Origin of the sequence: Bradyrhizobium sp. RT6a (assembly GCF_040547675.1) — a bacterium.
Lineage (GTDB): Bacteria > Pseudomonadota > Alphaproteobacteria > Rhizobiales > Xanthobacteraceae > Bradyrhizobium.
The window spans coordinates 253,835-280,718 of record NZ_JBEPQC010000002.1; the positions used below are offsets into that span (position 1 = coordinate 253,835).

Annotated in this window: 25 protein-coding genes; 15 read left to right on the forward strand and 10 right to left on the reverse strand. The window is 64.4% G+C overall.

The genetic code is table 11. The features are described from left to right. Positions 1-34 precede the first annotated feature (34 nt). The 3 genes from metK (at position 35) to ABIC03_RS10995 (ending at position 4,395) form a co-directional block, all read left to right on the forward strand. On the forward strand, positions 35-1,231 hold the full coding sequence (metK, locus tag ABIC03_RS10985) for a methionine adenosyltransferase (protein WP_354057977.1): 1,197 nt from the start codon (positions 35-37) through the stop codon (positions 1,229-1,231). A 123-nt stretch (positions 1,232-1,354) separates the two neighbouring features. Further along, positions 1,355-2,776 (forward strand): adenosylhomocysteinase, encoded by a 1,422-nt coding sequence (gene ahcY / locus ABIC03_RS10990; RefSeq protein ID WP_354057979.1) that lies wholly within the window; start codon positions 1,355-1,357, stop codon positions 2,774-2,776. A gap of 158 nt (positions 2,777-2,934) precedes the next feature. Then, positions 2,935-4,395 carry a flavin-containing monooxygenase gene (locus ABIC03_RS10995; protein WP_354057981.1) on the forward strand — a complete coding sequence of 487 codons (1,461 nt, stop codon included), beginning with the start codon at positions 2,935-2,937 and terminating at the stop codon, positions 4,393-4,395. Between the two features lie 19 nt (positions 4,396-4,414). On the opposite strand, the gene ABIC03_RS11000 is transcribed toward ABIC03_RS10995, so the two are convergent. The 3 genes from ABIC03_RS11000 to ABIC03_RS11010 are packed head-to-tail and all read right to left on the reverse strand — an operon-like array spanning position 4,415 to position 6,654. Then, a complete protein-coding gene (locus ABIC03_RS11000) occupies positions 4,415-5,656 on the reverse strand; it encodes a YbfB/YjiJ family MFS transporter (RefSeq protein WP_354057983.1) in 1,242 nt (413 codons plus the stop codon). Positions 5,657-5,688: 32 nt separating this feature from the next. Further along, positions 5,689-5,925 carry a tautomerase family protein gene (locus ABIC03_RS11005; protein ID WP_354057985.1) on the reverse strand — a complete coding sequence of 79 codons (237 nt, stop codon included), beginning with the start codon at positions 5,923-5,925 and terminating at the stop codon, positions 5,689-5,691. Positions 5,926-5,943: 18 nt separating this feature from the next. Then, on the reverse strand, positions 5,944-6,654 hold the full coding sequence (locus ABIC03_RS11010) for an SDR family NAD(P)-dependent oxidoreductase (RefSeq protein ID WP_354057987.1): 711 nt from the start codon (positions 6,652-6,654) through the stop codon (positions 5,944-5,946). Positions 6,655-6,867: 213 nt separating this feature from the next. Between ABIC03_RS11010 and ABIC03_RS11015 the strand changes: the two genes are divergently transcribed. Further along, complete coding sequence (locus ABIC03_RS11015; protein WP_354057989.1) at positions 6,868-7,791, forward strand: LysR family transcriptional regulator; 924 nt, start codon at positions 6,868-6,870, stop codon at positions 7,789-7,791. Positions 7,792-7,936: 145 nt separating this feature from the next. Then, positions 7,937-8,092, forward strand: coding sequence for a hypothetical protein (locus ABIC03_RS11020; RefSeq protein WP_007612486.1), 156 nt, complete (start codon positions 7,937-7,939; stop codon positions 8,090-8,092). 439 nt (positions 8,093-8,531) lie between these two features. On the opposite strand, the gene ABIC03_RS11025 is transcribed toward ABIC03_RS11020, so the two are convergent. Continuing rightward, entirely contained in the window at positions 8,532-9,074 is a 543-nt protein-coding gene (locus ABIC03_RS11025) for a periplasmic heavy metal sensor (protein WP_354057992.1), read from the reverse strand. Between the two features lie 131 nt (positions 9,075-9,205). Between ABIC03_RS11025 and ABIC03_RS11030 the strand changes: the two genes are divergently transcribed. Continuing rightward, positions 9,206-9,664 carry a YybH family protein gene (locus ABIC03_RS11030; RefSeq protein WP_354059611.1) on the forward strand — a complete coding sequence of 153 codons (459 nt, stop codon included), beginning with the start codon at positions 9,206-9,208 and terminating at the stop codon, positions 9,662-9,664. Positions 9,665-9,741: 77 nt separating this feature from the next. On the opposite strand, the gene ABIC03_RS11035 is transcribed toward ABIC03_RS11030, so the two are convergent. The 3 genes from ABIC03_RS11035 to galE form a co-directional block, all read right to left on the reverse strand. Next, positions 9,742-10,443 (reverse strand): fumarylacetoacetate hydrolase family protein, encoded by a 702-nt coding sequence (locus tag ABIC03_RS11035; protein ID WP_354057994.1) that lies wholly within the window; start codon positions 10,441-10,443, stop codon positions 9,742-9,744. Between the two features lie 35 nt (positions 10,444-10,478). Next, a complete protein-coding gene (locus ABIC03_RS11040) occupies positions 10,479-12,281 on the reverse strand; it encodes an ABC transporter ATP-binding protein (protein ID WP_354057996.1) in 1,803 nt (600 codons plus the stop codon). 118 nt (positions 12,282-12,399) lie between these two features. Next, a complete protein-coding gene (gene galE / locus ABIC03_RS11045) occupies positions 12,400-13,413 on the reverse strand; it encodes a UDP-glucose 4-epimerase GalE (RefSeq protein ID WP_354057998.1) in 1,014 nt (337 codons plus the stop codon). A 125-nt stretch (positions 13,414-13,538) separates the two neighbouring features. Between galE and ABIC03_RS11050 the strand changes: the two genes are divergently transcribed. From ABIC03_RS11050 to ABIC03_RS11060, 3 genes are all read left to right on the forward strand, one after another. After that, positions 13,539-14,576 (forward strand): glycosyltransferase family 4 protein, encoded by a 1,038-nt coding sequence (locus ABIC03_RS11050; protein ID WP_354058000.1) that lies wholly within the window; start codon positions 13,539-13,541, stop codon positions 14,574-14,576. 382 nt (positions 14,577-14,958) lie between these two features. After that, complete coding sequence (locus ABIC03_RS11055) at positions 14,959-15,240, forward strand: DUF1902 domain-containing protein (RefSeq protein ID WP_354058002.1); 282 nt, start codon at positions 14,959-14,961, stop codon at positions 15,238-15,240. After that, on the forward strand, positions 15,237-15,431 hold the full coding sequence (locus ABIC03_RS11060) for a type II toxin-antitoxin system HicA family toxin (RefSeq protein ID WP_007612469.1): 195 nt from the start codon (positions 15,237-15,239) through the stop codon (positions 15,429-15,431). The genes ABIC03_RS11055 and ABIC03_RS11060 overlap by 4 nt, the downstream gene beginning before the upstream one ends. Before the next feature lie 10 nt (positions 15,432-15,441). Here the strand turns inward: ABIC03_RS11060 and waaF are convergent, their stop codons facing one another. Next, on the reverse strand, positions 15,442-16,512 hold the full coding sequence (gene waaF / locus ABIC03_RS11065; RefSeq protein WP_354058004.1) for a lipopolysaccharide heptosyltransferase II: 1,071 nt from the start codon (positions 16,510-16,512) through the stop codon (positions 15,442-15,444). Between the two features lie 173 nt (positions 16,513-16,685). Between waaF and rfaD the strand changes: the two genes are divergently transcribed. The 6 genes from rfaD to ABIC03_RS11095 all read left to right on the forward strand — a co-directional run bounded on the left by rfaD (position 16,686) and on the right by ABIC03_RS11095 (position 24,652). Continuing rightward, positions 16,686-17,666 carry an ADP-glyceromanno-heptose 6-epimerase gene (rfaD, locus tag ABIC03_RS11070; protein WP_354058006.1) on the forward strand — a complete coding sequence of 327 codons (981 nt, stop codon included), beginning with the start codon at positions 16,686-16,688 and terminating at the stop codon, positions 17,664-17,666. Between the two features lie 23 nt (positions 17,667-17,689). Then, positions 17,690-19,162: a D-glycero-beta-D-manno-heptose-7-phosphate kinase gene (rfaE1, locus tag ABIC03_RS11075; RefSeq protein ID WP_354059613.1), complete on the forward strand. Its 1,473-nt coding sequence runs from the start codon at positions 17,690-17,692 to the stop codon at positions 19,160-19,162. After that, complete coding sequence (locus ABIC03_RS11080; protein ID WP_354058008.1) at positions 19,159-20,448, forward strand: O-antigen ligase family protein; 1,290 nt, start codon at positions 19,159-19,161, stop codon at positions 20,446-20,448. Before rfaE1 ends, ABIC03_RS11080 begins: the two co-directional genes overlap by 4 nt. 123 nt (positions 20,449-20,571) lie before the next feature. Beyond that, on the forward strand, positions 20,572-22,485 hold the full coding sequence (locus tag ABIC03_RS11085; protein ID WP_354058010.1) for an SDR family NAD(P)-dependent oxidoreductase: 1,914 nt from the start codon (positions 20,572-20,574) through the stop codon (positions 22,483-22,485). 2 nt (positions 22,486-22,487) lie between these two features. Then, positions 22,488-23,708: a glycosyltransferase family 4 protein gene (locus ABIC03_RS11090; protein WP_354058012.1), complete on the forward strand. Its 1,221-nt coding sequence runs from the start codon at positions 22,488-22,490 to the stop codon at positions 23,706-23,708. Beyond that, on the forward strand, positions 23,705-24,652 hold the full coding sequence (locus ABIC03_RS11095; protein WP_354058015.1) for an NAD-dependent epimerase/dehydratase family protein: 948 nt from the start codon (positions 23,705-23,707) through the stop codon (positions 24,650-24,652). Before ABIC03_RS11090 ends, ABIC03_RS11095 begins: the two co-directional genes overlap by 4 nt. On the opposite strand, the gene ABIC03_RS11100 is transcribed toward ABIC03_RS11095, so the two are convergent. Together ABIC03_RS11100 and ABIC03_RS11105 are read right to left on the reverse strand one after the other, a co-directional pair. Next, the gene (locus ABIC03_RS11100; RefSeq protein WP_354058017.1) at positions 24,640-25,659 is read right to left on the reverse strand and encodes an MraY family glycosyltransferase; all 1,020 of its coding nucleotides are present in this window, start codon (positions 25,657-25,659) and stop codon (positions 24,640-24,642) included. The genes ABIC03_RS11095 and ABIC03_RS11100 overlap by 13 nt on opposite strands. Next, positions 25,656-26,615 (reverse strand): lysylphosphatidylglycerol synthase transmembrane domain-containing protein, encoded by a 960-nt coding sequence (locus ABIC03_RS11105; protein WP_354058019.1) that lies wholly within the window; start codon positions 26,613-26,615, stop codon positions 25,656-25,658. Before ABIC03_RS11105 ends, ABIC03_RS11100 begins: the two co-directional genes overlap by 4 nt. Positions 26,616-26,884: the final 269 nt, after the last annotated feature.

The following is a 26,884-nucleotide window of genomic DNA, read 5'->3' on the forward strand; positions in this document are numbered from 1 at the left end:
GCCCGCCAGCTAGCGGCGGAACAAGGGGTTACTGATGCGCGCGTCCTATCTCTTCACCAGCGAGTCCGTGTCCGAAGGCCATCCGGACAAGGTGTGCGACCGGATCTCCGACGAGATCGTCGATCTGTTCTACCGCGAAGGACCGAAAGCCGGCATCGATCCCTGGCAAATTCGCGCCGCCTGCGAAACGCTCGCGACCACCAACAAAGTCGTAATCGCCGGTGAGACCCGCGGTCCCGCATCCGTCACCAACGAGCAGATCGAAGGCGTCGTCCGCGACGCGATCAAGGACATCGGCTACGAGCAGGAAGGTTTCCACTGGCAAAAGGCCGATATCGAGATCCTGCTGCATCCGCAGTCCGCCGACATCGCGCAGGGCGTCGATGCGCTGCAGCCGGGCGAAGTCAAGGAAGAGGGCGCGGGCGACCAGGGCATCATGTTCGGCTACGCCACCAACGAGACGCCGGACCTGATGCCGGCACCAATCTTCTACGCCCACAAGATCCTGCGCCTCATCTCGGAAGCGCGGCACTCCGGACGCGAGAAGGTCCTGGGTCCGGACTCCAAGAGCCAGGTCACGGTGCAGTACGAGAACGGCAAGCCGGTCGGCGTGCGCGAGATCGTGGTATCGCACCAGCATCTGGTCGAGGACATCTCGTCCAAGCAGATTCGCGACATCGTCGAGCCCTATGTGCGCGAGGCGCTGCCGAAGGACTGGATCACGGCGAAGACGATCTGGCACATCAACCCGACCGGCAAGTTCTACATCGGCGGTCCCGACGGCGATTCCGGCCTGACCGGCCGCAAGATCATCGTCGACACCTATGGTGGTGCGGCCCCGCACGGCGGCGGCGCGTTCTCCGGCAAGGATCCGACCAAGGTCGACCGCTCCGCGGCTTACGCTGCCCGCTACGTCGCCAAGAACATCGTCGCGGCCGGTCTTGCGGATCGCTGCACATTGCAGCTCGCCTACGCCATCGGTGTGGCGCGTCCGCTGTCGATCTACATCGACACCCACGGCACCGGTAAGGTGTCGGAGGATCAGCTCGAGAAGGCCGCCGCCAAGGCGATGGATCTCACCCCGCGTGGCATCCGCAGCCATCTCGATCTCAACCGCCCGATCTACGCGCGCACCTCGGCTTACGGCCATTTCGGCCGCACCCCCGACAACGAGGGCGGCTTCTCCTGGGAGAAGACCGACCTGGTCGAAGCGCTCAAGCGCGCGGTCTGATCGCCGACGTCATCCCGGGACGCCGCCACATCGGCGAACCCGGAATTCTTCCATCGTATCGAGATTCCGGGCTCGCCCCTCCAGGCGACCCGGAATGACCAATTCAACAACAGGACGCCCGCAATGAATGCGAAGCCCGGCTTCACCGATTACATCGTCAAGGACATTTCGCTCGCCGATTTCGGCCGCAAGGAGCTCTCGCTCGCCGAGACCGAGATGCCCGGCCTGATGGCCACCCGCGAGGAGTACGGCCCGAAGCAGCTGCTGAAGGGCGCGCGTATCGCGGGCTCGCTGCACATGACGATCCAGACCGGCGTGCTGATCGAGACGCTGGCAGCGCTCGGCGCCGACATCCGCTGGGTCTCCTGCAACATCTATTCGACGCAGGACCACGCCGCGGCGGCAATCGCAGCCGCCGGCATTCCGGTGTTCGCCGTCAAGGGTGAGAGCCTTACCGAGTACTGGGACTACACCGCCAAGCTGTTCGACTGGCACGGCGGCGGTCACCCGAACATGATCCTCGACGACGGCGGCGACGCCACCATGTACGTCCACCTCGGTCTGCGCGCCGAGAACGGCGACACCAAGTTTCTGGACAAGCCGGGTTCAGAGGAAGAGGAAGTCTTCTTCGCGCTTCTGAAGAAGCAGCTCAAGGAGAAGCCGAAGGGCTACTTCGCCGAGATCGCCAAGAGCATCAAGGGCGTTTCTGAAGAGACCACCACGGGCGTGCATCGTCTCTATGACATGCAGAAGGCCGGCACGCTGCTATGGCCGGCCATCAACGTCAACGACAGCGTCACCAAGTCGAAGTTCGACAACCTCTATGGCTGCCGTGAATCGCTGGTTGACGGCATCCGCCGCGGCACCGACGTGATGATGTCCGGCAAGATTGCGATGGTTGCGGGCTTCGGCGACGTCGGCAAGGGTTCGGCCGCCTCGCTGCGCCAGGCCGGCTGCCGCGTCATGGTCTCCGAAGTCGATCCGATCTGCGCGCTGCAGGCGGCGATGGAAGGCTATGAAGTCGTGACCATGGAAGACGCCGCGCCCCGCGCCGACATCTTCGTCACCGCGACGGGCAACAAGGACATCATCACGATCGAGCACATGCGCGCGATGAAGGATCGCGCCATCGTCTGCAACATCGGTCACTTCGACAACGAGATCCAGATCGCGGGTCTGCGTAACCTGAAGTGGACCAACATCAAGCCGCAGGTCGACGAGATCGAATTCCCCGACAAGCATCGCATCATCATGCTGTCGGAAGGCCGCCTCGTGAACCTCGGCAATGCGATGGGCCATCCGTCCTTCGTGATGTCGGCCTCCTTCACCAACCAGACGCTGGCGCAGATCGAGCTTTTCGCCAACAACAAGGACGGCAAGTACAAGAAGGAAGTCTACGTGCTGCCGAAGTCGCTCGACGAAAAGGTCGCGCGCCTGCACCTCGCCAAGATCGGCGTCAAGCTCACCGAGCTGCGCAAGGACCAGGCCGACTACATCGGCGTCAAGCAGGAAGGTCCGTACAAGTCGGACCATTACCGGTACTGATCGCTGATCGTATCTATTTTCGACGCAAAGCCCCGGAGCGATCCGGGGCTTTGTTGTCTTAAGCGCGACGCACCTGTTTCCTTCCCGGTTGTGTCAGGCCGATTGCCAGTTGACGAGCGACGATCCCGGTCAGACAATCCTCGGCTGCGGAGGAAACAATGGCTCAAGACCATTTCGACGTGCTGATCGTCGGTGCCGGCCTGTCCGGCATCGGCGCGGGCGTCCACCTGCAGACGAAATGTCCAGGCAAGAGCTACGTCATCCTCGAGGGCCGCGACTGCATCGGCGGGACCTGGGACCTGTTTCGCTATCCCGGCGTCCGCTCCGACAGCGACATGTTCACGCTGGGCTATTCCTTCAAGCCCTGGACCGATCCGAAGGCGATCGCCGACGGTGCGCAAATCCTCAACTACGTTCGCGAAACCGCAGCCGAGAACGGCATCGAGAAGCAAATCCGCTTCCACCATCGTGTCAAGCGTGCGGCGTGGTCGACGAGTGAGGCGCGCTGGACCGTCGAGGCCGAGCGCATCACCGGCGAGGGCGCGGCCGAACTCGTGCGCTTCACCTGCAATTTCCTGTTCATGTGCTCGGGCTATTACAAATACGAGGCCGGATATACGCCGGAGTTTCCGGGCGTCGCGGATTTCGCCGGCCGCATCGTGCATCCGCAGAAATGGACCGACGACATCGACTGCGCCGGCAAGCACGTCGTCGTGATCGGCTCGGGCGCGACCGCGGTGACGCTGGTGCCGGAGCTGGCCAAGACGGCCGCGCAGGTCACCATGCTGCAGCGCTCGCCGACCTATGTGGTGTCGCGCCCGGCGCAGGATCCCGTCGCCAACAAATTGCGGCGCAATCTGCCGACGCGGCTTGCCTATCACCTGATCCGCTGGCGCAACGTGATGTGGGGGATGTTCTTCTTCCAGCTCAGTCGGCGCCGCCCTGCGAAGGTGAAGGAGCTGGTTCTCAAGGGCGTGCAGATAGCGCTCGGCCCCGACTACGACGTCGCGACCCATTTCACGCCGCGCTACAATCCCTGGGACCAGCGACTCTGCCTCGTGCCGGATGGCGATCTGTTCAAGGCGATCCGCGAGCAGCGCGCGTCCGTGGTCACCAAAGAGATCGACACGTTCACGCGCGACGGCATCCGGCTGAAGGACGGCAGCGAGCTTGCGGCGGACATCATCGTGACCGCGACGGGACTGGTGCTCCAGGTCGTCGGCGGTCTCGAAATCAGTGTCGACGGCCGTATCGTCGATTTCGCCAATACGCTGACCTACAAGGGCATGATGTATGCGGACGTACCTAACATGGCCTCCGCCTTCGGCTACACCAACGCATCATGGACGCTGAAATGTGATCTCACCTGCGAATATGTCTGCCGTCTCATCAACTACATGGACCGGCATAATTTCCGTCAGTGCATGCCGCACAATGACGACCCCACGATCACTGCGCAGCCATCGCTCGATTTCACCTCGGGCTATGTGCAGCGCTCGGTCGCAAAGATGCCGAAGCAAGGCTCGAAGCAGCCGTGGCGGCTCTACCAAAACTACGCGCTCGACATCGTCTCGTTGCGGTTCGGCCGGATCGATGACCGCGTGATGCGGTACTCCTGATCGCAACGATTTCGGCGTTCTATGCCTTGCGGGTGGTAAGCGGCAGCGCAAGATCAATCGCGAGTGCGAGCACGACGGCGCCGCCGCCCAGCGCGAACAGGATGAGATAATCGCCGCCGGTCTGCGCGTAAATCCAGGAGAAGCCGTAGGCCGCGGCCGCCTGGAACAGCGCAAAGCTGGTCGTGGCATGGCTCCATGTCGTGCGCTGCTGCTCGGCAGAATGTGGGACCAGCTCATGGATGCGTCCGAGCACGAGCGGTACGATGCCGGGTGTGAAGCCACCGACCACCACGCTCGACACGATCAGCGAGAGAGGCGCGGTACTGACGGTCGGGAGCAGCACGGCGGCCGCCTCGATCAGGAAGGCGGCGCGCAGCGCGGGTCCAAACCCAGCGCGGTCGCCGAGATGACCGGTGATCAGCGGGCCGACGATTGCGCCAAGGCCGTAGAGCACCCAGTAGTGCGATCCCGCGGCAATACCCTGGCCGAGGCCTCGCGCGACAAAGTCGACGATGAAGACCATGTGCGGCACCAGCGCCACCGCGTTGAGGCCGTATTGGACGAGCAAGCCGCGAAGAACGGGCGAAGCGTGGTCGTGCTTCGCGCGATACGATGGCACGGTATCGGCTTTGACTTCAGCAGGCCAGTTCCACCAGCTCACCAGCGTGAGCGTGCCCGAGAGTACGCCAAGGCCATACCAACTCTGTTGCAAGCCTTGCTGTAGCAGCAGTGGCACCAGCGTGCCCGATGCGGCGACACCGAGCCCGACGCCCGCAAAGATCACCCCGCCGACGATGCCGCGCCTCGCGGCCGAGGTATGCGGCAGAATGACGGAGGCCGCCAGCACCATGATGATTCCCCCGGTGAGCCCCGACAGGAAGCGCCAGGCGAAGAACCAGGTGAACGACACCGGGGTTGAACTGGCAAAAAAGGACAGGGTGGCGAGCAACATCATCGCTCGCACGGCACGGGCGGCCCCGATGCGCGAGGCCACAGCCCGCGCCGCGAGCGCGCCGGCGAGATAGCCGGCCAGGTTAGCGGCACCGAGATAGACGACGTCTGACGCGCCGAACCATTTCGCGGCGATCAGGGCCGGGATCAACGGCGTGTACGAAAAGCGCGCGAGGCCAAGTCCGACCAGCGATGCCGACAATCCTGCCACCGCATATCGCCAGGTTTGCCGGGAAGCTGCTTGTGATGCCGCTCCCGGCCGCCGCTGCGGCCGGGTATCGTGCTTGGAATTTGCATTGAGTTCGGTCATCTCATTCTCCTGCGCGCGCGATGGCGCCCGGATCATCCTGTCCGGGCGGCGCGGCGCCGCCGGAATTCCGGCACAGGCAGGCCGCCCCAGCCCCAGTTATCGAGGTCGACTTCCTCGATCACGACAAAGGTGGAATCGAGCGGCTTGCTGAGCACGTCGAGCAGGAGCTCGCTCGATCCCTTGATCAACGCCGCCTTCTCCTCCGCCGTGAGCGAGGCCGTTCCCGGCGTCGTTCCCTCGCGAGTCACTTGAATGGTGACAATGGGCATATCGTCTCTCCTCTTGGCCTAATGGCCGGCGCTCTGGCCGCCGTCGACATGCAGGATCTCGCCGGTGACGAAGGAGGCACCCTCGAGATAGAGCACGGCGTCGACGATGTCGGACATCTCGCCCATATGGCCGACGGGATGCAGCGCATCGAGCTGAGCGTGCGTCGCGACGGGGTGCATCGGCGACTTGATGATGCCGGGCGACACCGCGTTCACGCGGATACCGCGCTTGGCATATTCGATCGCGAGCGACTTGGTCGCGGCGCTCAACCCGCCCTTGCTCAGCGAGGCCAGAACCGAGGGCACGTTCGAATTGGCCTGGTCAACCAGGGACGTCGTGATCTGGACGACATGGCCCGACCCCTGCTTCTCCATCTCGCCGATGGCGAGCTGCGTGACGTGGAAGAAGCCCGCGACGTTGGTGCCCATCACCGCCGCATAGTCCTCCGCCGTGTACTGCGTGAACGGCTTTGCGACGAAGATGCCGGCGTTGTTGACCAGCGTGTCGACGCGGCCGAAGCGGGAGATGGCTTGCGAGACCACGCGCTCCGCCGTGGCCCGCTCGGAAATGTCGCCGGAAACGGCGAGGACATCATCGTCGGCCGACGGCTTGATCGAGCGTGCCGTTGCGACGACACGATAGTTGCGATCGCGAAAACCCTGGACTAACGCGGCGCCGATGCCCTGCGAAGCACCGGTGATGATGGCAACCTTCTGTTCGATACCCATGATGGGCTCCTGTTGTTGGCTTTCAGAACCTGCGCCAGCAGTGGCTGGCTTGGCGGATGAAATACGCCGCAGCGGGCCGGCTGCGAATATGCGCTGTCCGGCAGACACTCTTTCGCGGCGCGAACGAATGCCGGGCCGGCGCCGGCGGTGGTTGCTGCAGCGGGAGCGAACGCCTAGCTTGCAATCGGAGTTCGATGGGCTGGTGGGAGACGTATGGATCGTCTGGATGCGATGAAGGTGTTTGTCCTTGCGGTGGACGAGGGCAGCCTCGCGGCTGCGGGCCGCAAGCTCGGCCGTTCGCCGGCGGCGGTGAGCCGCGCCATTGCGTTCCTGGAGCAGCGGGTCGGTGCCGAGCTGCTGCACCGGACCACACGTTCGATCAAGCTGAGCGAGGAGGGCGAGCGCTATGTCGCGGTCTGTCGCCGCGTGCTCACCGAACTGGAGGAGGCCGACGACATCGCGGCCGGGCCGCGCACGGCACCCCGCGGCCTGCTTACGATCACCGCCCCGGTGGTGTCGGGCGAGATGGTGCTGCGGCCGATCCTCGATGCGTTTCTCGACGCCTATCCGACCGTGTCGGCAAAACTCCTGCTGTTCGATCGCGCCGTCAATCTGATCGAGGAGGGGGTCGACGTCGCGCTCCGCATCGGCCATCTCGCGGATTCGGCGATGGTCGCGATGCGGGTCGGCGAGATCAGCCGCGTCGTGGTGGCATCACCACGCTATCTGAAGCAGCATCCACGCATCACCGAGCCCGGCGATCTCGCCAAGCACCAGATCGTCGCGATGGCCCACCTTCCCAATTCCTGGACGTTTGCGCCGCTGGCCGGCTCGTCGGCTGCCCGCACCGTGCAATTCAGCCCCCGCCTCGTCGTCAACAGCACCTATGCGGCGGTGGCCTCGGCCGTCGCCGGCCGCGGTGTGGCGCGAATGTATTCGTACCAGGTGGGTGAGCAGGTCGCGCGCGGCGAGCTCGAGATCGTGCTGGCCGCCGACGAGGATCCCGAGATGCCTGCGCATTTGATCTGTCCGCAGGGACGGCTCTCGGTGCCGAAGGTGCGGACCTTCACGGACTTTGCGGTGCCGCGGCTGAAGAAGCAGTTCGCTCAGCTCAAGAATAGCATCACTGCGCGATGAGCCGCTGCACCCCGGGCAATGCGTTGTTTTGCGTATACGGCCGCTCAGGTGAATCGGCCATGCTGCCCGAACGGTTAACGCCGGATTAACCGCGGAGTCCTAGCCTGTCTCGGCCGGGGTTACTTGCAAGGCCGAGGTGAGCCCAATGGAAGCCCAGAGAATCGCGGTCGACGCCGTCGTCGCGTTGACCGATTGCGACCGCGACGCCGTCATCGCATTCATCCGCCGCCTGTATCTCGCCGGCGTCACCGACCCCAAGCGCCTGACCTTCAAGGGTCTCCAGGCCCTGTCACGGGCGTGACCAGGGCCCCGTACAATCTATTTACTGGAGGGTCGGATCGCTGATCCGGATTGACGTGACGCGGTCCGCCTGCACTTCGAATGAGAAGGGCCATGGGTGATAGGTCCAGAGCTCGGTCTTCTCCAGCCCGCTCGGCCCGACATGGAAGGGTCGCCGAACTGCGCCATCAGTTTCTCGGTGCTGCCGCCGAGATTGATGTAGTTGAAGCTGTGGCCGGGGGCCGGTGCCAGCCCGCTGACCGAAGCGCGATCACGCGGTTCGCTTTCACGGTTGCGGCGAGATAGGGAAACTGATCGGCCTTGCCGAGGAAGTACATATAATCCTGGCGTTGTTCGCCGGCGGCAGCTTGCGGTGCGGTTCGCCGAGCGCCACGCTCAGATATTCGCTGACGGCGCTGATCCTCGGCCTCATCGTGCTGTCGGCGTTGCGGTGATCGCGTCTAGCGATGGTGCTTGTGTCCTTCGGAGCTATCGGGCCGTTGGTAACCTCGCAGCTCCGCGTATCGCTGCATTTGCCTCTGATCGAGCAGGGCGGTTGTCGACAGATGATATTTGAGGTGGCTTTCGCGGAGCAGTGCCTGGGTTTCCGAAATGGCAAGGAGGGCCGCCTTGAGTGACTCCGATGTCACGGCGCGGGTGAAGAAGAGCCGGTCCAGCTCCGTTTCCTGTTCGAGCAGCTTGTTACCCAGCGGGACCGCCTCTTGCTTCATGGCATCGAAGAGGCGCTGAACCTGGATGCGCTGGTCCGCGGTCAAATCAAGCCGATCACCCAGCTCAAGAACATGACTCGGACCGGGATATCCATTGAGCTCGGCAGCAAGCGCCAGGCCCATGCCACGTCCGGCTCGAAGATCGTCGATCTGCTGGTGCGACAGCGCCTTGATGCGGCGATGCTCAAGGCCAGCATAGGGCTGACTGGACTGCGCGCTGGCAACGTCGCACGAGACGATAAGCGTGGCTGCAAGCAGGAGAAGGCGTCTCATGAGTCTGGCTCCATGAAATCGGCCCGGTTCGTCGATCGATCTCCACCGGTGCTCTGCGCGTATCTTGCTGGACAGTCCGCCCCATGGCAACAAAGATTGCCGCGATTGAGTTGCCGAAGATGGAGCAGGCGATGGCCTCCTTGCCGACCGCGAATACCGAGATCACGCTGTACTTTCGCCACTGGCTGGAAACCTTTGCGAGTTATGTCCGCGAGGTCGACTATGCTTCGGCGCGGCCGCTCTTCGATCCGGATGTGCTGGCCTTCGGCACCCACAACGACGTCATCCCAGGTCTCGATCAATGGGTCACGACGCAATGGGACAACGTCTGGCCGAAGACGTCCGACTTCCGTTTCGTCGTCAACCAGGCCTCGATCCTGGCATCGTCCGATGGCACGATGGCGACCGTGATCGTACCGTGGACGAGCACGGGCTATCATCCCGATGGGAGCGCGTTTCCGCGTCCCGGCCGCGCGACGATGGTGTTTTCAAGACATCGTGATGATTGGCTGTGCGTGCATTCCCACATGTCGCTCAATCGCGGTGTGCCGCAGGCAAGCCACGCCGATCGGCCGGTGAAGGCCCGGTAGATCGGCATCGTCGGCCATCGAAATGCAAAAGGCCCCGGACATGTCCGGGGCCTTCTTATCTGGAGTCGCCGTGAGCCTTACTCTGGCTGGCCGATCGAGACCTTCAGCGTACCGACGCCGTCGACGCCGCATTCGAGCTTGTCGCCGGGCTGGAGCTGCGACACGCCGGCCGGCGTGCCCGTCATGATGATGTCGCCGGCGGCGAGCTTCACCTGCTGCGAGAGCTGCCAGATGATCTCGGGCACGTTCCAGATCAGCTCGGTGAGGTCGCCTTTCTGCGCTTCCTTGCCGTTGACCGTGAGCCAGATCTTGCCCTTGGCGGGATGACCGATCTTCGATGCCGGCTGCACCGCGGAGCAGGGCGCCGAATAGTCGAACGACTTGCCGATCTCCCACGGACGTTCCTTCTTGCGCGAGGCGATCTGGAGGTCGCGGCGTGTCAAGTCGATGCCGACGGCATAGCCGTAGACATGGTCGAGCGCCTTGTCGGTGGGAATGTTGAGGCCGCCGCTCTTCATCGCGACGATCAGTTCGACCTCGTGATGAAGATCCTTGGTCAGCGGCGGATAGGGAATGGTGGCGCCGTCGGGCACCAGCATGTCGGCGTGCTTGGCGAAGAAGAACGGCGGGGCGCGCTCGTCATTGCCCATCTCGCGGATGTGCTCGAGATAGTTGCGGCCGACGCACCAGATGCGGCGCACGGGATAACGGCCGCTTTCCCCGACGACGGGAAGCGAAGCCTGGGTCGGAAGCGGGATGACGTAGGAGGCGGCGTTCATAGTGCGATCTCGCTGCTCTTGAGGTGAAGGGAACTCTATGCGGTTGCGCTGATCGGCGCCAGAGCGCCGGCGCCGTGATGTTGCAGGCGGAAGAACGACGCATAGCGTCCGCCGCGGCGAAGCAGCTCGTCATGCCGGCCCTGCTCGACGATCTCGCCGCCCTCGACCACCAGGATCGCATCGGCGTGCATGATGGTGTGCAGGCGATGCGCGATCACGATGGTGGTGCGGTTCTGGCAGAGATGCTCGATCGCCTCCTGCACCTGCCGCTCGGACTCCGAATCGAGCGCGGCGGTGGCTTCGTCGAGCAGGATGATCGGCGCGTTCTTGATCAGCGCGCGCGCCACCGCGATACGCTGGCGCTGGCCGCCGGACAGCTGCGTGCCGTGCTCGCCGACGGGCGTGTCGTAGCCGAGCGGGAAGCCCATGATGAAATCATGCGCGCAGGCCGCCTTGGCGGCGCCGATGATCTGGTCTTCGGTTGCGCCCGACTTGCCGAAGGCGATGTTGCTGCGGATGGTGTCGCGGAACAGATAGACGTCCTGGCCGACATAGGCGGTCTGAGCCCGCAGCGATTTTCGCGAGACGGCGCCGATCGACTGGCCGTCGATCACGATGTCGCCTTGCGTCACCTCGTAGAAGCGCAGCAGCAACCCCAGCACGGTCGATTTCCCGCCGCCGGAGGGGCCGACCAGCGCCGTGACCTTGCCGGGATCGGCAACGAAGCTCATGCGATTGAGGACGGTCTCACCGTTGCGATAGGAAAAGCTGACATCGCGCAGCTCGATGCGTGCGTTCGAGAGTTTCAGCGCCGGCTTCTCGTCGTCGGAATGCTCGCTCGCAGGGCTGTCGACGACTTCGAGCAGCATGCGGGCGCCGACGAGCTGGCTGTTGAGGTCAATGTTGAGCCGCGCCAGCCGCTTGGCCGGCTCGGTCGCCATCAGGAACGCCGTCATGAAGGAAAAGAACGCGCCGGGCGTGGCGTTGAGCGCGACCACGCTGTAGCCGCCATACAGCAGGCAGCCTGCGACCGCGAAGCCGCCGAGCATCTCCATCAGCGGATTGGAGCGATTGGCGACGCGGGCCATCTTGTTGGCATTGCGCTCGACGATCGCGATATTCTCGTCGATGCGGTTCTGCATGGTGTCTTCGAGCGTGAACGCTTTCACCGTGCGGATGCCCTGCAGCGATTCCTGCATCGTCTCCAGGATGTCGGCGGTCCCGGTGAACTGGTTGTAAGCGAGCCCCTTGATGCGCTTGACCAGCTTGCGCAGCACCAGCATCGCCGGCGGCACGGCGACGAGGCCGATGAACGACATCACCGGATCCTGCCACACCATCACGCCGATCATGGCGAGCAGCATCATGAGGTCGCGCCCGACCGCATTGACCAGCATGTTGAGGACATCGGTGATGGACTTTGCTCCGGCCGTCAGCCGGGCCAGAAATTCCGACGAATGCCGCTCGGAGAAAAATCCGACGCTCTCGCGCATCAGCTTGGCGAACAGCTGGCGCTGGTTGGTGGCGAGGATGGCGTTGGAGATCTTGGTCAGGATCACCATGTGGCCGTAGGTCGCCACGCCCTTGATGAAGAGCAGGATCACCGTGATGCCCGAGAACATCGCGATGCCCGGGATGTTCTTGTCGACATAGGCCTGGTTGATGACCTGGCCGAGCACGTAGGTCGCGCCCGCGGTCGATCCGGCGGCAAGCGCCATCAGCGCGAAGGCGACGAGATAGCGCCGCCAGTAGATGATCCCCTGTTCCGTGACCAGGCGGCGAATCAGCACCGCTGCCGCATAGGGATCGTCGGTGATTTTCTTTGGAAACTGAGCCATCCGCAGTCCATTGACGGCACAGGAATAAGCCTGCCCGCGCGTCAGGGATCGAACGGCCTCTGTGCCCGCTAAGCCAGCGCTTTTCAAGCCCAATTAAGGCCTTGCGCCCGGATGGAATCTAGGCCGAGGCGGCGTGGCGGAGCTCGCCGTGACGCTCGCGGAACAGCTTGTCCTCCCAGGCCAGCGCATGGGCTGCAATGGTCTCGAGGTCGTCGTATTGCGGCTTCCAGTCGAGCAGGCCGCGGATGCGGCTGGTGTCGGCGACCATGGTCATGATGTCGCCGGGCCGGCGCGGGGCGTATTGCACGGCGAAGCTGCGGCCCGAAACACGACGCACCGCGTCGATGGTCTCCAGCACCGAATAGCCGCGGCCATAACCGCAATTGAGCGTCGTCGAGGCGCCGCCGTTGCGCAAATAGGCGAGCGCCGAGCGATGCGCCTGCGACAGGTCCGTGACATGGATGAAGTCGCGGATGCAGCTGCCGTCCGGGGTCGGATAGTCAGTGCCGAACACGTCGATCTTGGCGCGCTGGCCGGTCGCGGCTTCCACCGCGATCTTGAGCAAATGCGTGGCGCCGGCGGTGGCAAGGCCGATGCGGGCCTGCGGATCGGCACCCGCAACGTTGAAATAGCGCAGGGTCACGTATTGCATGCCGTAGGCGGCAGCGACGTCGTGCAGCATGATCTCGCTCATCAGCTTCGACGAACCGTAGGGCGACAATGGCCGTGTCGGCGCATGCTCGGGCACCGGCACCTGGTCCGGATCGCCGTAGACCGCAGCGGTCGAGGAGAAAATGAAGCGGTCGATGCCGCGCTTGACCGCGACATTGAGCAGGTTGCGCGCGGTCGTGAAGTTGTTGCGGTAATAGCCGAGCGGATCGCGCATCGAATCCGGCACGACCACCGAGCCAGCGAAATGGATGATGCTCTCGATGTTGTGCTGGGCGATCACGCCTTCGAGGAGGTTCTCGTCGCCGGCATCGCCAATGAACAGCGGCACGCCTTCGGGCAGATAGGCCGAGAAGCCGGTGGAGAGATCGTCGATCACGACGACGTCCTCGCCGGCTTCCGCCAGCGCCAGAACCGTGTGGCTTCCGATATAGCCGGCACCGCCGGTGACAAGCACAGTCATGATCTCACCCGTCTTCGATCAACGCTCCAAGCTAACGTTTACGTGGTGAAGAGTGGGTATCGGCGCGGCTGAACTGGTCACTATGCTTAATGTTGCGTATAGGGACTTTCGAAACGGAGCGTGGCGTGGCGAATTCCCCAAGCGATCTCGAAGTGATCGTGCCAAATCTGCACAGGCGCTATTCCGGGGTCACCGCGACCAACCGGATGGTGGCGCCGCGGCTGGCAAAGCTGTTTCGCGCCGCGTGGTTCGGCTCCGACGCGCCGGAGGGGATCGCGCGGCTGAGCGGTGCCGATCTCCTGAGATTGTGGCGCCGCAAGGCGCCTGTGATCTGGCACGCGCGCCGCAACAACGAGATGATTGCGGGCGTGCTGTTGCGCGCGCTCGGTTGGCCGCTCAAGCTCGTCTTCACCTCGGCGGCACAGCGCCATCATAGCTGGATCACGCGCTGGCTGATCCGGCGCATGGACGCGATCATCGCGACATCAGATCTTTCGGCCTCGTTCCTGAAAGTGAAGGCGACGGTGATTCCGCACGGCGTCGACACCGCCGTCTATGCGCCGCCGGCAGATCGCACTGCCGCCTTTGCCGAAGCCGCGCTGCCGGGCCGCTACGCGATCGGCTGCTTCGGCCGGGTGCGCGCGCAGAAGGGCACCGATGTGTTCGTCGATGCGATGTGCCGCTTGCTGCCGCGCTATCCGGATTTCACCGCAATCATCGTCGGCCAGGTCACACCCGAGCAAACTGTTTTCGCAAACGACCTGAAGAAGCGGATCGAGGTCGCCGGCCTGCAATCGCGCATCGTCATCACTGGCGAACTGCCGATCGAAGACGTGCAGCGCTGGTATCAGCGGCTGACGATCTACGCCTTCACCTCACGCAACGAAGGTTTTGGCCTGACGCTGATCGAGGCGATGGCGGCCGGCAGCGCGCTCGTCGCCGCACGCGCCGGCGCGGCCGAACTCGTGGTCGAGGATGGCGTGACCGGCGTGCTGATCCCGACCGGTGATGCGGATGCACTGGCTGCAGCGATCGAACCGCTGATGCGCGATGTGGCCACTGCGATCGCTATGGGCGAGCGCGGGCGGGCACGGGTGCTCGAACGATTCAGCCTTGATGCCGAGGCGGCGCGGATCGGCGAAGTGTATCGGCCGCTGCTTTGAGTCACTGCTGTCGCATCCCCAAAACAAAAACCGCGAAAACAACCCCATGCACAGTAGCCGGGGCCAACGAAATCAATGGCTTGGCGGCCGGTGTAAATGGGCTGCTGATTTTACGAAATCGATTTGACTCGTCGGGCAAAACAGGTCTAAAATTCATCATCGCAGGTTTGCTGCCCCCCGCTGTCAGAGTACGCCCCCCGAGCGGGAAACCCTTTCCCTAATCGACATCACCCCAACATTGATGTGCGCAAAATGCGCATTAAATCAGTGAGTTATGTGCGGCGGCGGGTTTTTCCGACCTTGGCGAGACTAACTAGGACTTAATGCGTTGTCTGGCACTCTGCTTGCTATGCGGTTGCCATGACTAATGAGGGCTGCTTTGATGAAGGACATCGCCGCAGAGGGAACGCTGAAAATGGGCCATCTCATCGTCGTTCGAGCGACCTGGGATACCGAAGCATCTGTGTGGACTGCCGAGAGTTCCGACCTCCCGGGACTCGTCACGGAAGCTGCGAGCCTTGATGAGCTCGATGCCAAGTTGCCCGACCTTATTCGCGACTTGTTGGAGGGTGAAGGCGCCACTGAAGGGTATGAAGTCCCCGTCGAGGTGATCGCGAGCTTCTCGAAACGCATCAAGATCGGCTCCGCAAAAGAAGCCGCATGAATAGCTTTACTCCGGAATTGAAACGAATTCTGGAGAAGGCGGGATGCTTCTTTGTTCGACGTGGGCGTGGCGATCACGACATCTGGGAGAGCCCGGTCTCAGGTATCCGCTTTACGGTCGATAACAATATCAAATCTCGGCATACTGCGAACGCGGTTCTGAAACAGGCTGGGCTGCCCAAGCAGTTTTGACCGACCACACTCAGGTCGTAACCCTTGCCCCCACGTCGCCCAGCACCCGCTGCGCAATCTCCACCACCTCGCTCGCCGCGATATCTCGCATGCAGCGATGATCGTTCATCTTGCAGATCGTGCTCTGGCAGGGCTGGCAGGAGAGCACGCTCTTGTCCTGGACCACGGTCGCGGCGAGGCCGTTGAGGGGGGCCCAGAGATAGGGGCTGGTCGGCCCGAAGATGCCCATGGTCGGCGTGGCCAGGGCGGCTGCGATGTGCATCAGGCCGGAATCGTTGGAGATCGCGACGCCGGCCGCAGCCATGGCCAGCACGCCGTTGCGCAGATCATTGCCGGTGAGGTCCCGGACCCCAGCGCCGCCGGCCGCGACGATCTCCTGGGCCAGGCCCTTTTCCCCGGGGCCGCCGACCACCCAGACCTCAAGGCCGCGCTCGGCGAGCAAGCGGGCGGCCTCGGGATAGTAGGTCCAGCGTTTTGACACCCCGACCGAGCCGGGGGCGAGCGCTACGGCAGCGCCCGCGCTCAGGCCGTTGGCCTGCCGCCAGCGGACGATGTCCTCGGCCGGGACCCGCAATTGCGGCACCGGCCATTCCGGTGGCAGCGGGGCGCCATCGGGCTGGGCGAGGGCAGCGTTCTTGTCGATGAAGCGGGGCAGCTTCTTTTCGCCCCAGCGCCAACGATTGAGCAGGCCGAACCGGAACTCGCCGACGAAGCCGACCCTTTCCGGAATCCCGGCCAAAGCGGGCGCAATGGCGGCCTTCCAGGTCCGGGGTAGCACCAGGGCGGTGCCGTAGTTCCGCTCACGCAGGAGCTTCGCCAGGCCGAGCTGGCGGCCCACGGCAAGCCGGCCGCGCGGCAGGTCCCAGACGATCGCATCGCGCACGCCCGGCATGTAATCGACCAGGGGCGCGCACAGGGACGTCGTGAGCAGATCGACCGGCCGGTTCGGCCAGCGCTCGTTCAGGACCCGCACGACGGTGTGATTCCGGACGAAATCGCCGATCCACATGTAAGGGACGATCAGGATCGGGCGCGTGTCGCCCCGATCTGCCTCGCCACTAAGTTGCGAATCTTGGTTCATTCGTTAATAAGGTCGAGGTGCGCTGATGTGACGGTTCGGTTAGCCGCTCCGGGCCGACAGGTAAAGCCGGCTGAGCGGCAATCCCAAAACCGCTTACACTTTGGCGGATCATGCGCTAGGGCAGAACCGGGCCGCAAAACTTCGGGCAGGCGGAATCTGGCAGGGAAGTTGGAATGTTGCTGGTGACCGGCGGGGCCGGTTTTATCGGATCGAATGTCGTCGCCGCGCTGAACGAGGCCGGCCGCAGCGACGTGGTGGTCTGCGATTTCCTTGGCAACGAGGGCAAATGGCGCAACCTCGCCAAGCGGCAGCTCGTGGATATCGTCCCGCCGGCTGAGCTGCCGGATTGGCTGAAGGGCCGCAAGCTCGATGCCGTGATCCATCTCGGGGCGATTTCCGCGACCACGGCGACCGACGGCGACCTCGTGTTCGAGACCAACTTCCGCCTGTCGATGCGCCTGCTGGACTGGTGCACGGCGAATGAGGTGCCGTTGATCTACGCCTCCTCGGCGGCGACCTACGGCGACGGTGAGGCAGGTTTTGATGACGACAGCTCTGTCCCTGCGCTGAAAAAATTGCGGCCGATGAATCTCTACGGCTGGAGCAAGCATCTGTTCGATCTCGCCGTCGCCGAGCGCGCAGCGAACGGCGAGAAACTGCCGCCGCAATGGGCCGGGCTGAAATTCTTCAACGTGTTCGGCCCCAACGAATACCACAAGGGCTCGATGATGAGCGTGCTGGCGCGCCGTTTCGACGACGTCAAAGCGGGCCGTGTCGTGCAATTGTTCAAGTCGCATCGCGAGGGCATCGCCGACGGCGACCAGCGCCGCGATTTCATCTATGTCGACGACGTCGTGCGCGTGATCATGTGGCTGCTGGCGACGCGCTCGGTGTCCGGCATCTTCAACGTCGGCACCGGCAAGGCACGCAGCTTCAAGGATCTGATGCTGGCGGCTTATGCCGCGCTCGGCGCCAGCCCCAACATCGAATACATCGACATGCCCGAGCAGATCCGCGGCAGCTACCAGTACTTCACCCAGAGCGAGTTCGATCGCCTCCACCGCGCCGGGTATAATGGCGGTTTCACGACGCTCGAGGACGCGGTGAAGGCCTATGTCGGGGATTATCTCGACCGGCCCGACCGCTTCCGCTGAGGCCCATCACCATGCCAACGCCCATTCTCGATTTCGATGCCCTCGTGCAAGCCATCTCGGGCCGTACGGTACTGTGCATCGGCGACATCATGCTGGACGAGTTCGTCTATGGCGAGGTGTCGCGGATCTCGCCGGAAGCGCCGGCGCCTGTCATCGCGGCACAGCGCAGCGAGATCCACATCGGCGGTGCCGGCAATGTCGCGCGCAACGTCGCCGCGCTCGGCGCGCGCTGCATCTTCGTCGGCCTCGTCGGCGAGGACGATGCGGGCAGGCAGCTCGCCTCAACGTTTGCGGAGCAGGGCGCAATCGAAAGCGTGCTGGTGTGCGATCCCTCGCGCCCGACCACGCGAAAAGTCCGTTTCGTCTCCGAGCATTTTTCCACGCACATGCTGCGTGCGGATTGGGAGCAGGCCCAGCCTGCTTCGGATACGATCGAGACCAAGCTGATCGAAGCGATCCTGCCGCAGATCGCGCGCGCCGACATCGTGCTGCTGTCCGACTACGCCAAGGGCGTGCTGACCGCCCGCGTCATCCGCCACACGATCGACGCCGCGCGAAAACTCGGCAAGCCCGTGATCGTCGATCCGAAGAGCCTGAATTGGGCGATCTATCGCGGCGCGACGCTGCTCACGCCCAATCGCAAGGAATTTTCGGAAGCGACCCGAAGCCGCGCCGACACGCCGCAGAGCATCGTCGATGCCAGCGAGGACGTGATGCGGCTCGCCGATTGCGAGGCGATCCTGGTCACCCAAGGCGAGCACGGCATGACGCTGGTGCCGCGCAACGGCGAGGCCGTTCACGTTCCGGCGTTTCCGGTCAAGGTGCGCGACGTCTCCGGCGCCGGCGACACCGTCGCCGCGGCGCTCGCGGTGTCGCTTGCCACCGGCGCGGACTGGGACACGGCGCTGCGCATGGCCAGTGCCGCAGCCGCCGTCGCCGTCGGCAAGCAGGGCACCGCCAGCGTGAGTGTGGCCGAGTTGAAGCGAAAGATATTGCCGCATGCCTATCTCGCGGCCGAAGAGAAGATCGTGCTCGAGCCCGGTGCGCTCGAAACGCAGCTCGCGGAATGGAAGAAGCAAGGCCAGCGCGTCGGCTTCACCAATGGCTGCTTCGACATCCTGCATCCCGGCCACGTCAAGGTGCTGACAGCGGCGCGCTCCGCCTGCGACCGCCTGATCGTAGGGCTGAACAGCGACGCCTCGGTGCGGCGGCTGAAGGGCGCCGACCGCCCCGTTCAGGATGAGCGAGCACGTGCGGAAGTGCTGGCGGCGCTCGAAGCCGTCGATCTCGTCGTTATTTTCGATGAGGATACGCCGATCGACCTGATTACCCGCATCAAGCCGAGCGCGCTGATCAAAGGGGGCGATTACACCCGCGAGCAGGTGGTCGGCCATGAGGTCGTCGAGGCCGCGGGCGGCACGGTCGTGCTGGTCGACATTCTCAAGGGCTTCAGCACGACGGCGCTGGTTCATCGCGCGCGGGGAGAGAGCAAGTGACGACGCTCGCCGGGGAGACCACCGGCCAGGTTCTGTGGCGGCGTCTGCGCAGTCCGGCGGCCTGGTCCGAGACGGTCGATCTGTTTGCGATCCTGACCGCGGCTTCGCTGCCGTGGTCGACGTCGCTTGCGGCGATCTTCAATGTCCTGATGCTGCTCTCCATGGTGCCGTTCCTCGACGTTCGTGAGTTCCTGCAATCGCTCAAGCGTCCGATCTGTGCGGCGCCGATTGCGCTGGTCCTGCTCGCGCTGGTCGGGACGCTGTGGTCGGACGCGGCCTGGGGCGCGCGCTTCCATGCGGTCAATCCGACCGTCAAGCTGCTGGTGCTGCCGGTCCTGCTCTATCATTTTGCGCGCTCGCCGCGCGGACATTGGGTGTTCGTCGCCTTCCTGGTGTCCTGCGCGCTGTTGTCGGTGATGTCCTGGGTCGTCGCCTTCTACCCTGACCTTGCGCTCAAATCCGATCGCGTCGAGCGCGGCATCTTCGTCAAGAACTACATCGACCAGAGCCAGGAGTTCACGCTCTGCGCGGTCGCGCTCGCCTATCCGATCGTGCAGTTGCTGCGCCAAAAGCACTACTGGATCGCCGGGCTGCTCACGGCGCTTGCGCTCGCCTTCTTCGCCAACATGGTGTTCGTGGTGGTATCGCGCACCGCGCTCCTCACGATTCCGATCCTGTTCGGTGTGTTTGCGTTGCTTCATCTGAGATGGCGCAACATCGCGATCATCTCCGCGGCCCTGCTCGTGGGCGCGGTTCTCGCCTGGCAGGCCTCGCCGCAATTGCGCAAGACCGCTGACAGCTTTGCCAGCGACTACACACGCTATGTGGAAAAAGGCGAGTCGACCTCGGCAGGCTTGCGGCTCGAATTCTGGCGGAAATCCCTCGCTTTCTTCGCGGAGGCGCCGATCAAAGGGCACGGTACGGGTTCGACGCGCGGGCTATTCGAGCGTGCCGCGACGCCGGGCAGTGGTCTGTACCAGGCGTCCGCCGAGGTGATCGGCAACCCGCATAACCAGACGCTGAACGTGGCCGTACAATGGGGCGTCATCGGGGTCGCCGCTCTTTACGCCATCTGGATCCTGCATCTGCTTTTGTTTCGCGGCGACGGGCTCGCAAACTGGGTCGGCCTCCTGGTCGTGGTCCAGAACGTCTTCACCTCGCTGTTCAACTCCCATCTGTTCGACTTCCACGAGGGCTGGATGTACGTCATCGGCGTGGGCGTTGCCGGCGGCATGGTGATCCGGGCTCAGCAAGTCGAGGCGAAGGCGGCAGTAGCCGGTTCCTGAACGGCCGCCCGGATGGCAGACCTTGACGGGCAAACAATGACGGGCAAGCCTTGACTGGCATGTCCGGCCGAGATGGGATATCAGCGCGATCAGGTTGCATCTAACTGGATTTTCGGTCAGCGGATGACGCGTCTTTCGCATCTCACCTTGCGCAATGCCATGATCGCGCTCCACGACCTGCTGGCGACCACGGCGGCGCTGTTCGCCGCCTTCTATCTGCGCTTCGAGGGCGGCGACGGCTTCTTCGACCGCCTGCCGCTGCTGATCCAGATCCTGCCCTATTTTCTGGCCTTCAGCTTGGTCGTGTGCTTCGTCTTCAACCTGACCACGACGAAATGGCGCTTCATCTCGCTGCCCGACGCGCTGAACATCATCCGCGTCGCGACCGTGCTCACGGTTGCACTCCTGGTGCTCGACTACATCTTCGTCGCCCCCAACGTTCGCGGCGCCTTCTTCCTCGGCAAGGTGACCATCGTCCTCTACTGGTTCCTCGAGATCTCCTTCCTCAGCGCGTTGCGCATGACCTACCGTTATTTCCGCTACACGCGGGTGCGGCGTCACGCCCGCACCGGAGATGCCGCGCCGACGCTGCTGATCGGCCGCGCTGCGGATGCCGAGGTGCTGTTGCGGGGAATCGAAAGCGGGGCGATCAAGCACATCTGGCCGGTCGGCGTGCTCTCGCCATCGAGTTCCGATCGCGGCCAGTCCATCCGCAACGTCCCGGTTCTGGGTGGCGTCGACGACATCGAGGATGTCGTCGCCGACTTCACCAAGCGCGGCAAGGGGATCGCGCGCGTCGTGATGACGCCGACGGCATTCGAGCCGGAGGCGCATCCCGAATCGATCCTGATGCGGGCGCGCAAGCTCGGCGTGATCGTGAGCCGCATGCCCTCGCTCGAGAGTGGCGACACGCCTCGGCTCACGGCCGTCGCCGTCGAGGACCTGCTGCTGCGGCCGAGCGAAAAGATCGACTATGCGCGGCTCGAGGCCCTGATCGAGGGCAAGGCGGTAATCGTCACCGGCGGGGGCGGCTCGATCGGTTCCGAGATCTGCGAGCGCGTCGTCGCGTTCGGCGCGGCGCGCCTTCTGATCGTGGAAAATTCCGAGCCGGCACTCTACGCGATCACGGAAACGCTCGCGGTGCTCGGCAGCGCTGCTTCGATCGAAGGCCGGATCGCCGACATCCGCGACCGTGAGCGCATCATGCGCCTGATGGCCGAGTTCAAGCCGGACATCGTGTTCCATGCCGCCGCGCTCAAGCACGTGCCGATCCTCGAGCGCGACTGGAGCGAGGGCGTCAAGACCAACATCTTCGGCTCGATCAACGTTGCCGATGCCGCGCACAGCGCCGGCGCCGAAGCGATGGTGATGATCTCGACCGACAAGGCGATCGAGCCGGTGTCGATGCTCGGCCTGACCAAGCGCTTCGCCGAGATGTATTGCCAGGCGCTCGACCATGATCTTGCGGCGGGTCTCGGTGGCGCCAGGCGGTCGATGCGGCTGATCTCGGTCAGGTTCGGCAACGTGCTGGCGTCGAACGGCTCGGTGGTGCCGAAGTTCAAGGCCCAGATCGATGCCGGCGGTCCCGTGACGGTCACGCATCCCGACATGGTCCGCTACTTCATGACCATCCGCGAGGCCTGCGATCTCGTCATCACGGCGGCAACGCATGCGCTGGGATCTCAGCGTTCGGACGTGTCGGTCTATGTGCTCAACATGGGCCAGCCGGTGAAGATCGTCGATCTCGCCGAGCGCATGATCCGTCTGTCGGGCTTGCAACCCGGCTACGACATCGAAATCGTGTTCACGGGCATGCGGCCCGGCGAACGCCTGCACGAAATCCTGTTCGCCTCCGAGGAGCCGACCCGCGAGATCGGCGTCGCCGGCATCATGGCCGCGCAGCCGAACGAGCCGCCTATGCAGACGCTGCGCAAATGGATTGCGGCGCTGGAGCAGGCGATCGCGCGCGACGATCGGGCCACCATCAGGACCATCCTGAAGGACGCGGTTCCGGAATTCGGGTCGACCGCGGCCTGATCATGCAGCCTCGAGGCAAGATCGTCGTGGCGAGCCAGCATTACCCGCCTGATCCGAGCACGACGGCGGCGATCATGGCCGAGATCGCCTGCCGCATCGCCGGGGATCACGAGGTCGTGGTGTTGTCGGGCTCATCAGGCGCGTTGCCGGCCGCGCAGACCGGCCCGGGCAAGCCGCGGGTCGTCGCCGTCAAGAACCGGATGGCGGGCAAGGCGGCGCTGGTGCGGCGCGGCACCTCCGAGCTGCTGTTCGCGGCGCGCACGTTCCTGGCGCTGACACGGGAGCTGAGGCGAGGTGACGTCGTGCTCACCGTCACCGCACCGTTCATGCTGCCTTACGCGGTCGCGGCGGCGGCGAGGCTGAAGGGCGCGCGCTCGGCGCTGATCATGCACGACCTCTTCCCCGACGTGCTGGTGATGGCGGGCCTGCTGAAGCCCGGTTCGATCGTGACCATGACGATGCGCGCCGCCAACAGCCTGATGTTCCGCGCGCTCAATGCCGTCATCACGATCGGCCGCGATGCGGAACGGCCGCTGCTGAGCTATTCCGGCATGACGCGAAACAAGATCCGCTTCATCCCGAACTGGGCGACGCTGGTGGCCGCACCCCGGCCGGTGACGGAGGATAATCCGTTCCGCAAAGCGCTCTCGGCGGGTTTCGTTGTCGGCCTGTCGGGCAATCTCGGCTTCACCCATGATCCGGAGATCGTGTTCGAGGCGGCGCGTCTTTTGAGGGCCGAGCCTGACATCCACTTCCTGCTCTCCGGCTGGGGCATCGGCTTCGAGCGATTGAAGCAGTTGCAGGCCGATGCGAACTTGCCCAATGTCTCCTTCGTGGGGCGGGTCGAGGATGCCGAGCTCGAGGCATTCCTGGCGGCGGCCAATCTCTGGATCATTCCGTACCGGAAGGACGTTGCGGGGGTGTCGGTGCCGAGCCGGTTCTACAATCTGCTGGCGGTCGGCCGTCCCGTGGTGCTGGTCTCCGAACCGGAGGCCGAGGCCGCGTTGACGGTGGTGGAGAACGGGCTGGGCTGGGTGGTGACGCCGGGCCGTGCCGATCAACTGGCCGAGGTCATCCGCGCGGCGTCTCGCTCCGACGGTGTCGCCATTGCGGAGCGCGCGGTAAAGGCGGCAGCGAAATTCGATCGCGTCACCGCGATGAACGCCTATGCTGCCCTGGTCGACGAATTGTTGCGCAACCCCGAACTGGCGGAGCAACGATGAACGAGCGCAAGCCAGTCGTGCTGGTGACGGGTGCGAGCGGTTTCGTCGGCCGTCATGTCGTACCCGCGCTGGCGCGCGAGGGGTGGTCGGTCCGCCGCGCGGTGCGCAGACCGGAAGGCATGGACGACGAGGTCGTGATCGAAACGATCGGGCCTGACACCGACTGGCAGGCGGCACTTGAAGGCGTCGATGCCGTCGTTCATCTCGCCGCGCGGGTGCATCACAAGCACGAAGAGCATGCGGTCCAGCTCTATCGCAACGTCAACATTGCCGGCACGCTGCACCTGGCGCGCAGCGCGGCGACGGCCGGCGTGCGCCAGTTCATCTTCATCAGCACCGTTCTCGTGCACGGTCGCAGCAACGAGGGCCGCGCGCCGTTCAGCGAGGACGATATCCTGACGCCGCGCGGTCTCTACGGCATGTCCAAGGCCGCGGCCGAAGCGGGATTGAAGACGCTGGCACGCGACAGCGCCATGACGATCTCGGTGATCAGGCCGCCGCTGGTCTATGGTGCGGGCGCCAAGGGCAATTTCGCGCTGCTGACGCGTGCAGTGAACCTCGGTCTGCCGCTGCCCTTTGCCGCGATCCGCAATCACCGCGCCTTCCTTGCCGTGCAGAACCTGTCGTCGTTCATCCTGCGACGGCTCTCTCATCCAGATCCCGCGAGCAATTTCGAGATCTTCCTGGTGGCGGACAGGGAGCAGGTCTCGACGCCCGAGTTCATCGCGCGGCTGGCCAGGGCTGCCGGCAAGAACTCGCGGCTGTTCGGCATGCCGCAGGACCTGCTCAGCACGCTGCTGAGAGTGATGGGCCGGGAGGATACGCAGGACAGCCTGATCGGCTCGCTCGAGCTCAACCTCTCCAAGGTGACCGCAACCGGGTGGCAGCCGCAGGTGTCTCTGGACGAGGGGCTGCGGCTGGCGCTGGCGGCTCAGGACGCCTGAGGGCGGGAGAACCGCCGCAGCACGATTCCGATCGCGATTGCGCCCGCCAGCAGCGCGATCAGCGTGATCGTCACCGAGCCGGCGCGAGCGGTGACGATGGCAAGCCCCGCGAGCACGATATTGAGGGCGAACACCTCCCCGATCACGCGAGAGACCGTGAAGCCGTGGTCGGTGGCGCGCTGGTAGAAATGCGAGCGATGCGCCGACCAGAATTGCTCGCCCCTAGCGATGCGCCGAAACAGGGTGATGGTGGAATCCACGAGGTAATAGGCCGGCAGCAACAGCGCCGCGGCGGGCTGCCCGCGCCAGGCGAGATCGAGCAGGCACCAGCCGAGCAAAAGGCCGATCGGCAGGCTGCCGACATCGCCCAGGAAGACTTTTGCGACCGGCTTGTTGAACGGCGCAAAGCCGAGCATGGCGCCGCACAGCGTCGCGGCGATCAGCGCAGCCGGCCACGACAGATCGCCAAGGAGTGCCAGCAGCAGCAGCGTCGCGGTGACGGGCACGACTTCCGCCACCGTCATCAGATCGAGCCCGTCCATGAAGTTGACGAGGTTCAAGAACCACACGCCCGCCAGCAGGATGAGTCCGCGCTCCAGCGCGAGCGGCAGCGCCGGCACAATGCGCGCGGTCTCGGGCGTGGTGAACACGACAGCGCCGACCGCTGCGGCCTGCAGCACGAGACGCACGAGCACCGGCAGCGACTTGATGTCGTCGGCAAATCCGACCAGGGCGATCAAGACCGTCGCAGCGATCAGCGCCGGCGGAATCGCGACGTTCGCCCAGGCTGCCCAGGCTGATGCGACCAGCAGCGTCGCTGATATCACCGCGATGCCCGCACCCTGCGGAGTCGGGATACGATGAGAGGACCGCGCGTTGGGCCGCGCCAATGCGTAACGCTGGAGCAGGGGGCGGCTGGTCCAGGTGATGACGCCCGACACCAGCGCGGCCATCGCAACGGCAAGCAGCGATGGTATCGCGCCGAGCGCGTCGACGGCCGCGTTCACTCCGGCACCCCGAGCGGCGCCGATCCCTGCGCGGCTTTCTCCGCGCTCAGGATCCAGACCAGACCGCCGATCGCGCCGACGATGAAGTACACGGCGCCGAACAGCAGCGAGACGTTGACGCCCTCGTTCGTGGCGAGGCCCGCGAAGCCGAAGGCGAGGCTCATGGTGGCTTCACGCACGCCCCAGCCGGCGATCGAGATCGGCATCATCGTGATCAGCATCACCGGCGGCACCAGCACAAAGACGTCGCTGAAGCCGACCGGCGCCGCGATCGACTGCACGACGCACCAGGCGACCACGACGGCCAGCACATGCACGGCGAGCGACAGGATCACGACGACCGGTCCGCGCGAGCGGCTGAAGATCACGCGGTTGGCGATCACGGCACAGGCGTGAATGTGATGCGTGGCCCACCAGGTTTTGAGCCAGCGCCATTGCAGCGCGCCGAAGACCAGGAAGCCGAGACCGCCCGCAAGCGCGGCGAAGTCGACGAGCAGCAGCGCGGAGCGCCCGTGCGGATCGGCGATGAGGGCGTAGCTCCAAGGCAGGCTTGCCACGATCATGATCGCGAGCGCGATCAAACCGATCGCACGGTCGACGAAGATCGAGTAGGTCGCCGCGCGCCAGCCGGCGCCGGCGCGCGCGACGAGCCACAGCCGGACCGCATCGCCGCCGATCGCCGAGGGCAGGGTTTGGTTGAAGAACGATCCGATCACGTTGTAGCGCATGGCCCGGCTGAGCTCGAGCGGGGCGCCGCATTCGGCGCTGATCTCGCGCCAGCGCAACACGCCGACGAAGATCTGCAGGAACGCGATCGCGATCGCCAAGCCGATCCAGAACAGGCTGGTCACGTTGAAACGCGAAAACAGTTCGGACAGATCGACCTTGCGCAGCGCCAGGTAGAGCAGCGCTCCGGAAATCAGGATCTTGGCCGTCGACAGCAGGATTCGGCGCATTTCGCCCGCATGAACAAGGGTTTTGAAGCAACCCGACGCAAGGCGCCGAATTCGGCCGCTTTGGTATGGTTTTGGCGCCGATCTTGCAATAGCGGTGATCGGGAGCCCGCATGCAGGGCGGCGGGCTATTGCGACCCCGTCGACGCCGAGGCAAAAGAGGCGCCGCGGGCGAAAAATCGAGCGACGGATCGGGCGAAGCACTCCTTGGGAACAGGATGAGGGATCAGGCGATTTTGGTCACGGGTGGCGCCGATTTCATCGGCTTGGTG

Excerpts from the sequence above, each read along its gene's own strand:
- ABIC03_RS11085 (WP_354058010.1), top strand. The coding sequence starts at position 20,572 with ATGACGCGTCTTTCGCATCTCACCTTGCGCAATGCCATGATCGCGCTC.
- ABIC03_RS11025 (WP_354057992.1), bottom strand. The coding sequence starts at position 9,074 with ATGAGACGCCTTCTCCTGCTTGCAGCCACGCTTATCGTCTCGTGCGAC.
- ABIC03_RS11060 (WP_007612469.1), top strand. The coding sequence starts at position 15,237 with ATGAATAGCTTTACTCCGGAATTGAAACGAATTCTGGAGAAGGCGGGA.
- ABIC03_RS11005 (WP_354057985.1), bottom strand. The coding sequence starts at position 5,925 with ATGCCCATTGTCACCATTCAAGTGACTCGCGAGGGAACGACGCCGGGA.
- metK (WP_354057977.1), top strand. The coding sequence starts at position 35 with ATGCGCGCGTCCTATCTCTTCACCAGCGAGTCCGTGTCCGAAGGCCAT.
- ABIC03_RS11000 (WP_354057983.1), bottom strand. The coding sequence starts at position 5,656 with ATGACCGAACTCAATGCAAATTCCAAGCACGATACCCGGCCGCAGCGG.
- ahcY (WP_354057979.1), top strand. The coding sequence starts at position 1,355 with ATGAATGCGAAGCCCGGCTTCACCGATTACATCGTCAAGGACATTTCG.
- ABIC03_RS11015 (WP_354057989.1), top strand. The coding sequence starts at position 6,868 with ATGGATCGTCTGGATGCGATGAAGGTGTTTGTCCTTGCGGTGGACGAG.
- waaF (WP_354058004.1), bottom strand. The coding sequence starts at position 16,512 with ATGAACCAAGATTCGCAACTTAGTGGCGAGGCAGATCGGGGCGACACG.
- ABIC03_RS11020 (WP_007612486.1), top strand. The coding sequence starts at position 7,937 with ATGGAAGCCCAGAGAATCGCGGTCGACGCCGTCGTCGCGTTGACCGAT.
- ABIC03_RS10995 (WP_354057981.1), top strand. The coding sequence starts at position 2,935 with ATGGCTCAAGACCATTTCGACGTGCTGATCGTCGGTGCCGGCCTGTCC.
- ABIC03_RS11095 (WP_354058015.1), top strand. The coding sequence starts at position 23,705 with ATGAACGAGCGCAAGCCAGTCGTGCTGGTGACGGGTGCGAGCGGTTTC.
- galE (WP_354057998.1), bottom strand. The coding sequence starts at position 13,413 with ATGACTGTGCTTGTCACCGGCGGTGCCGGCTATATCGGAAGCCACACG.
- ABIC03_RS11055 (WP_354058002.1), top strand. The coding sequence starts at position 14,959 with ATGAAGGACATCGCCGCAGAGGGAACGCTGAAAATGGGCCATCTCATC.
- ABIC03_RS11040 (WP_354057996.1), bottom strand. The coding sequence starts at position 12,281 with ATGGCTCAGTTTCCAAAGAAAATCACCGACGATCCCTATGCGGCAGCG.
- ABIC03_RS11090 (WP_354058012.1), top strand. The coding sequence starts at position 22,488 with ATGCAGCCTCGAGGCAAGATCGTCGTGGCGAGCCAGCATTACCCGCCT.
- ABIC03_RS11105 (WP_354058019.1), bottom strand. The coding sequence starts at position 26,615 with ATGCGCCGAATCCTGCTGTCGACGGCCAAGATCCTGATTTCCGGAGCG.
- ABIC03_RS11035 (WP_354057994.1), bottom strand. The coding sequence starts at position 10,443 with ATGAACGCCGCCTCCTACGTCATCCCGCTTCCGACCCAGGCTTCGCTT.
- rfaD (WP_354058006.1), top strand. The coding sequence starts at position 16,686 with ATGTTGCTGGTGACCGGCGGGGCCGGTTTTATCGGATCGAATGTCGTC.
- ABIC03_RS11010 (WP_354057987.1), bottom strand. The coding sequence starts at position 6,654 with ATGGGTATCGAACAGAAGGTTGCCATCATCACCGGTGCTTCGCAGGGC.
- ABIC03_RS11030 (WP_354059611.1), top strand. The coding sequence starts at position 9,206 with ATGGCCTCCTTGCCGACCGCGAATACCGAGATCACGCTGTACTTTCGC.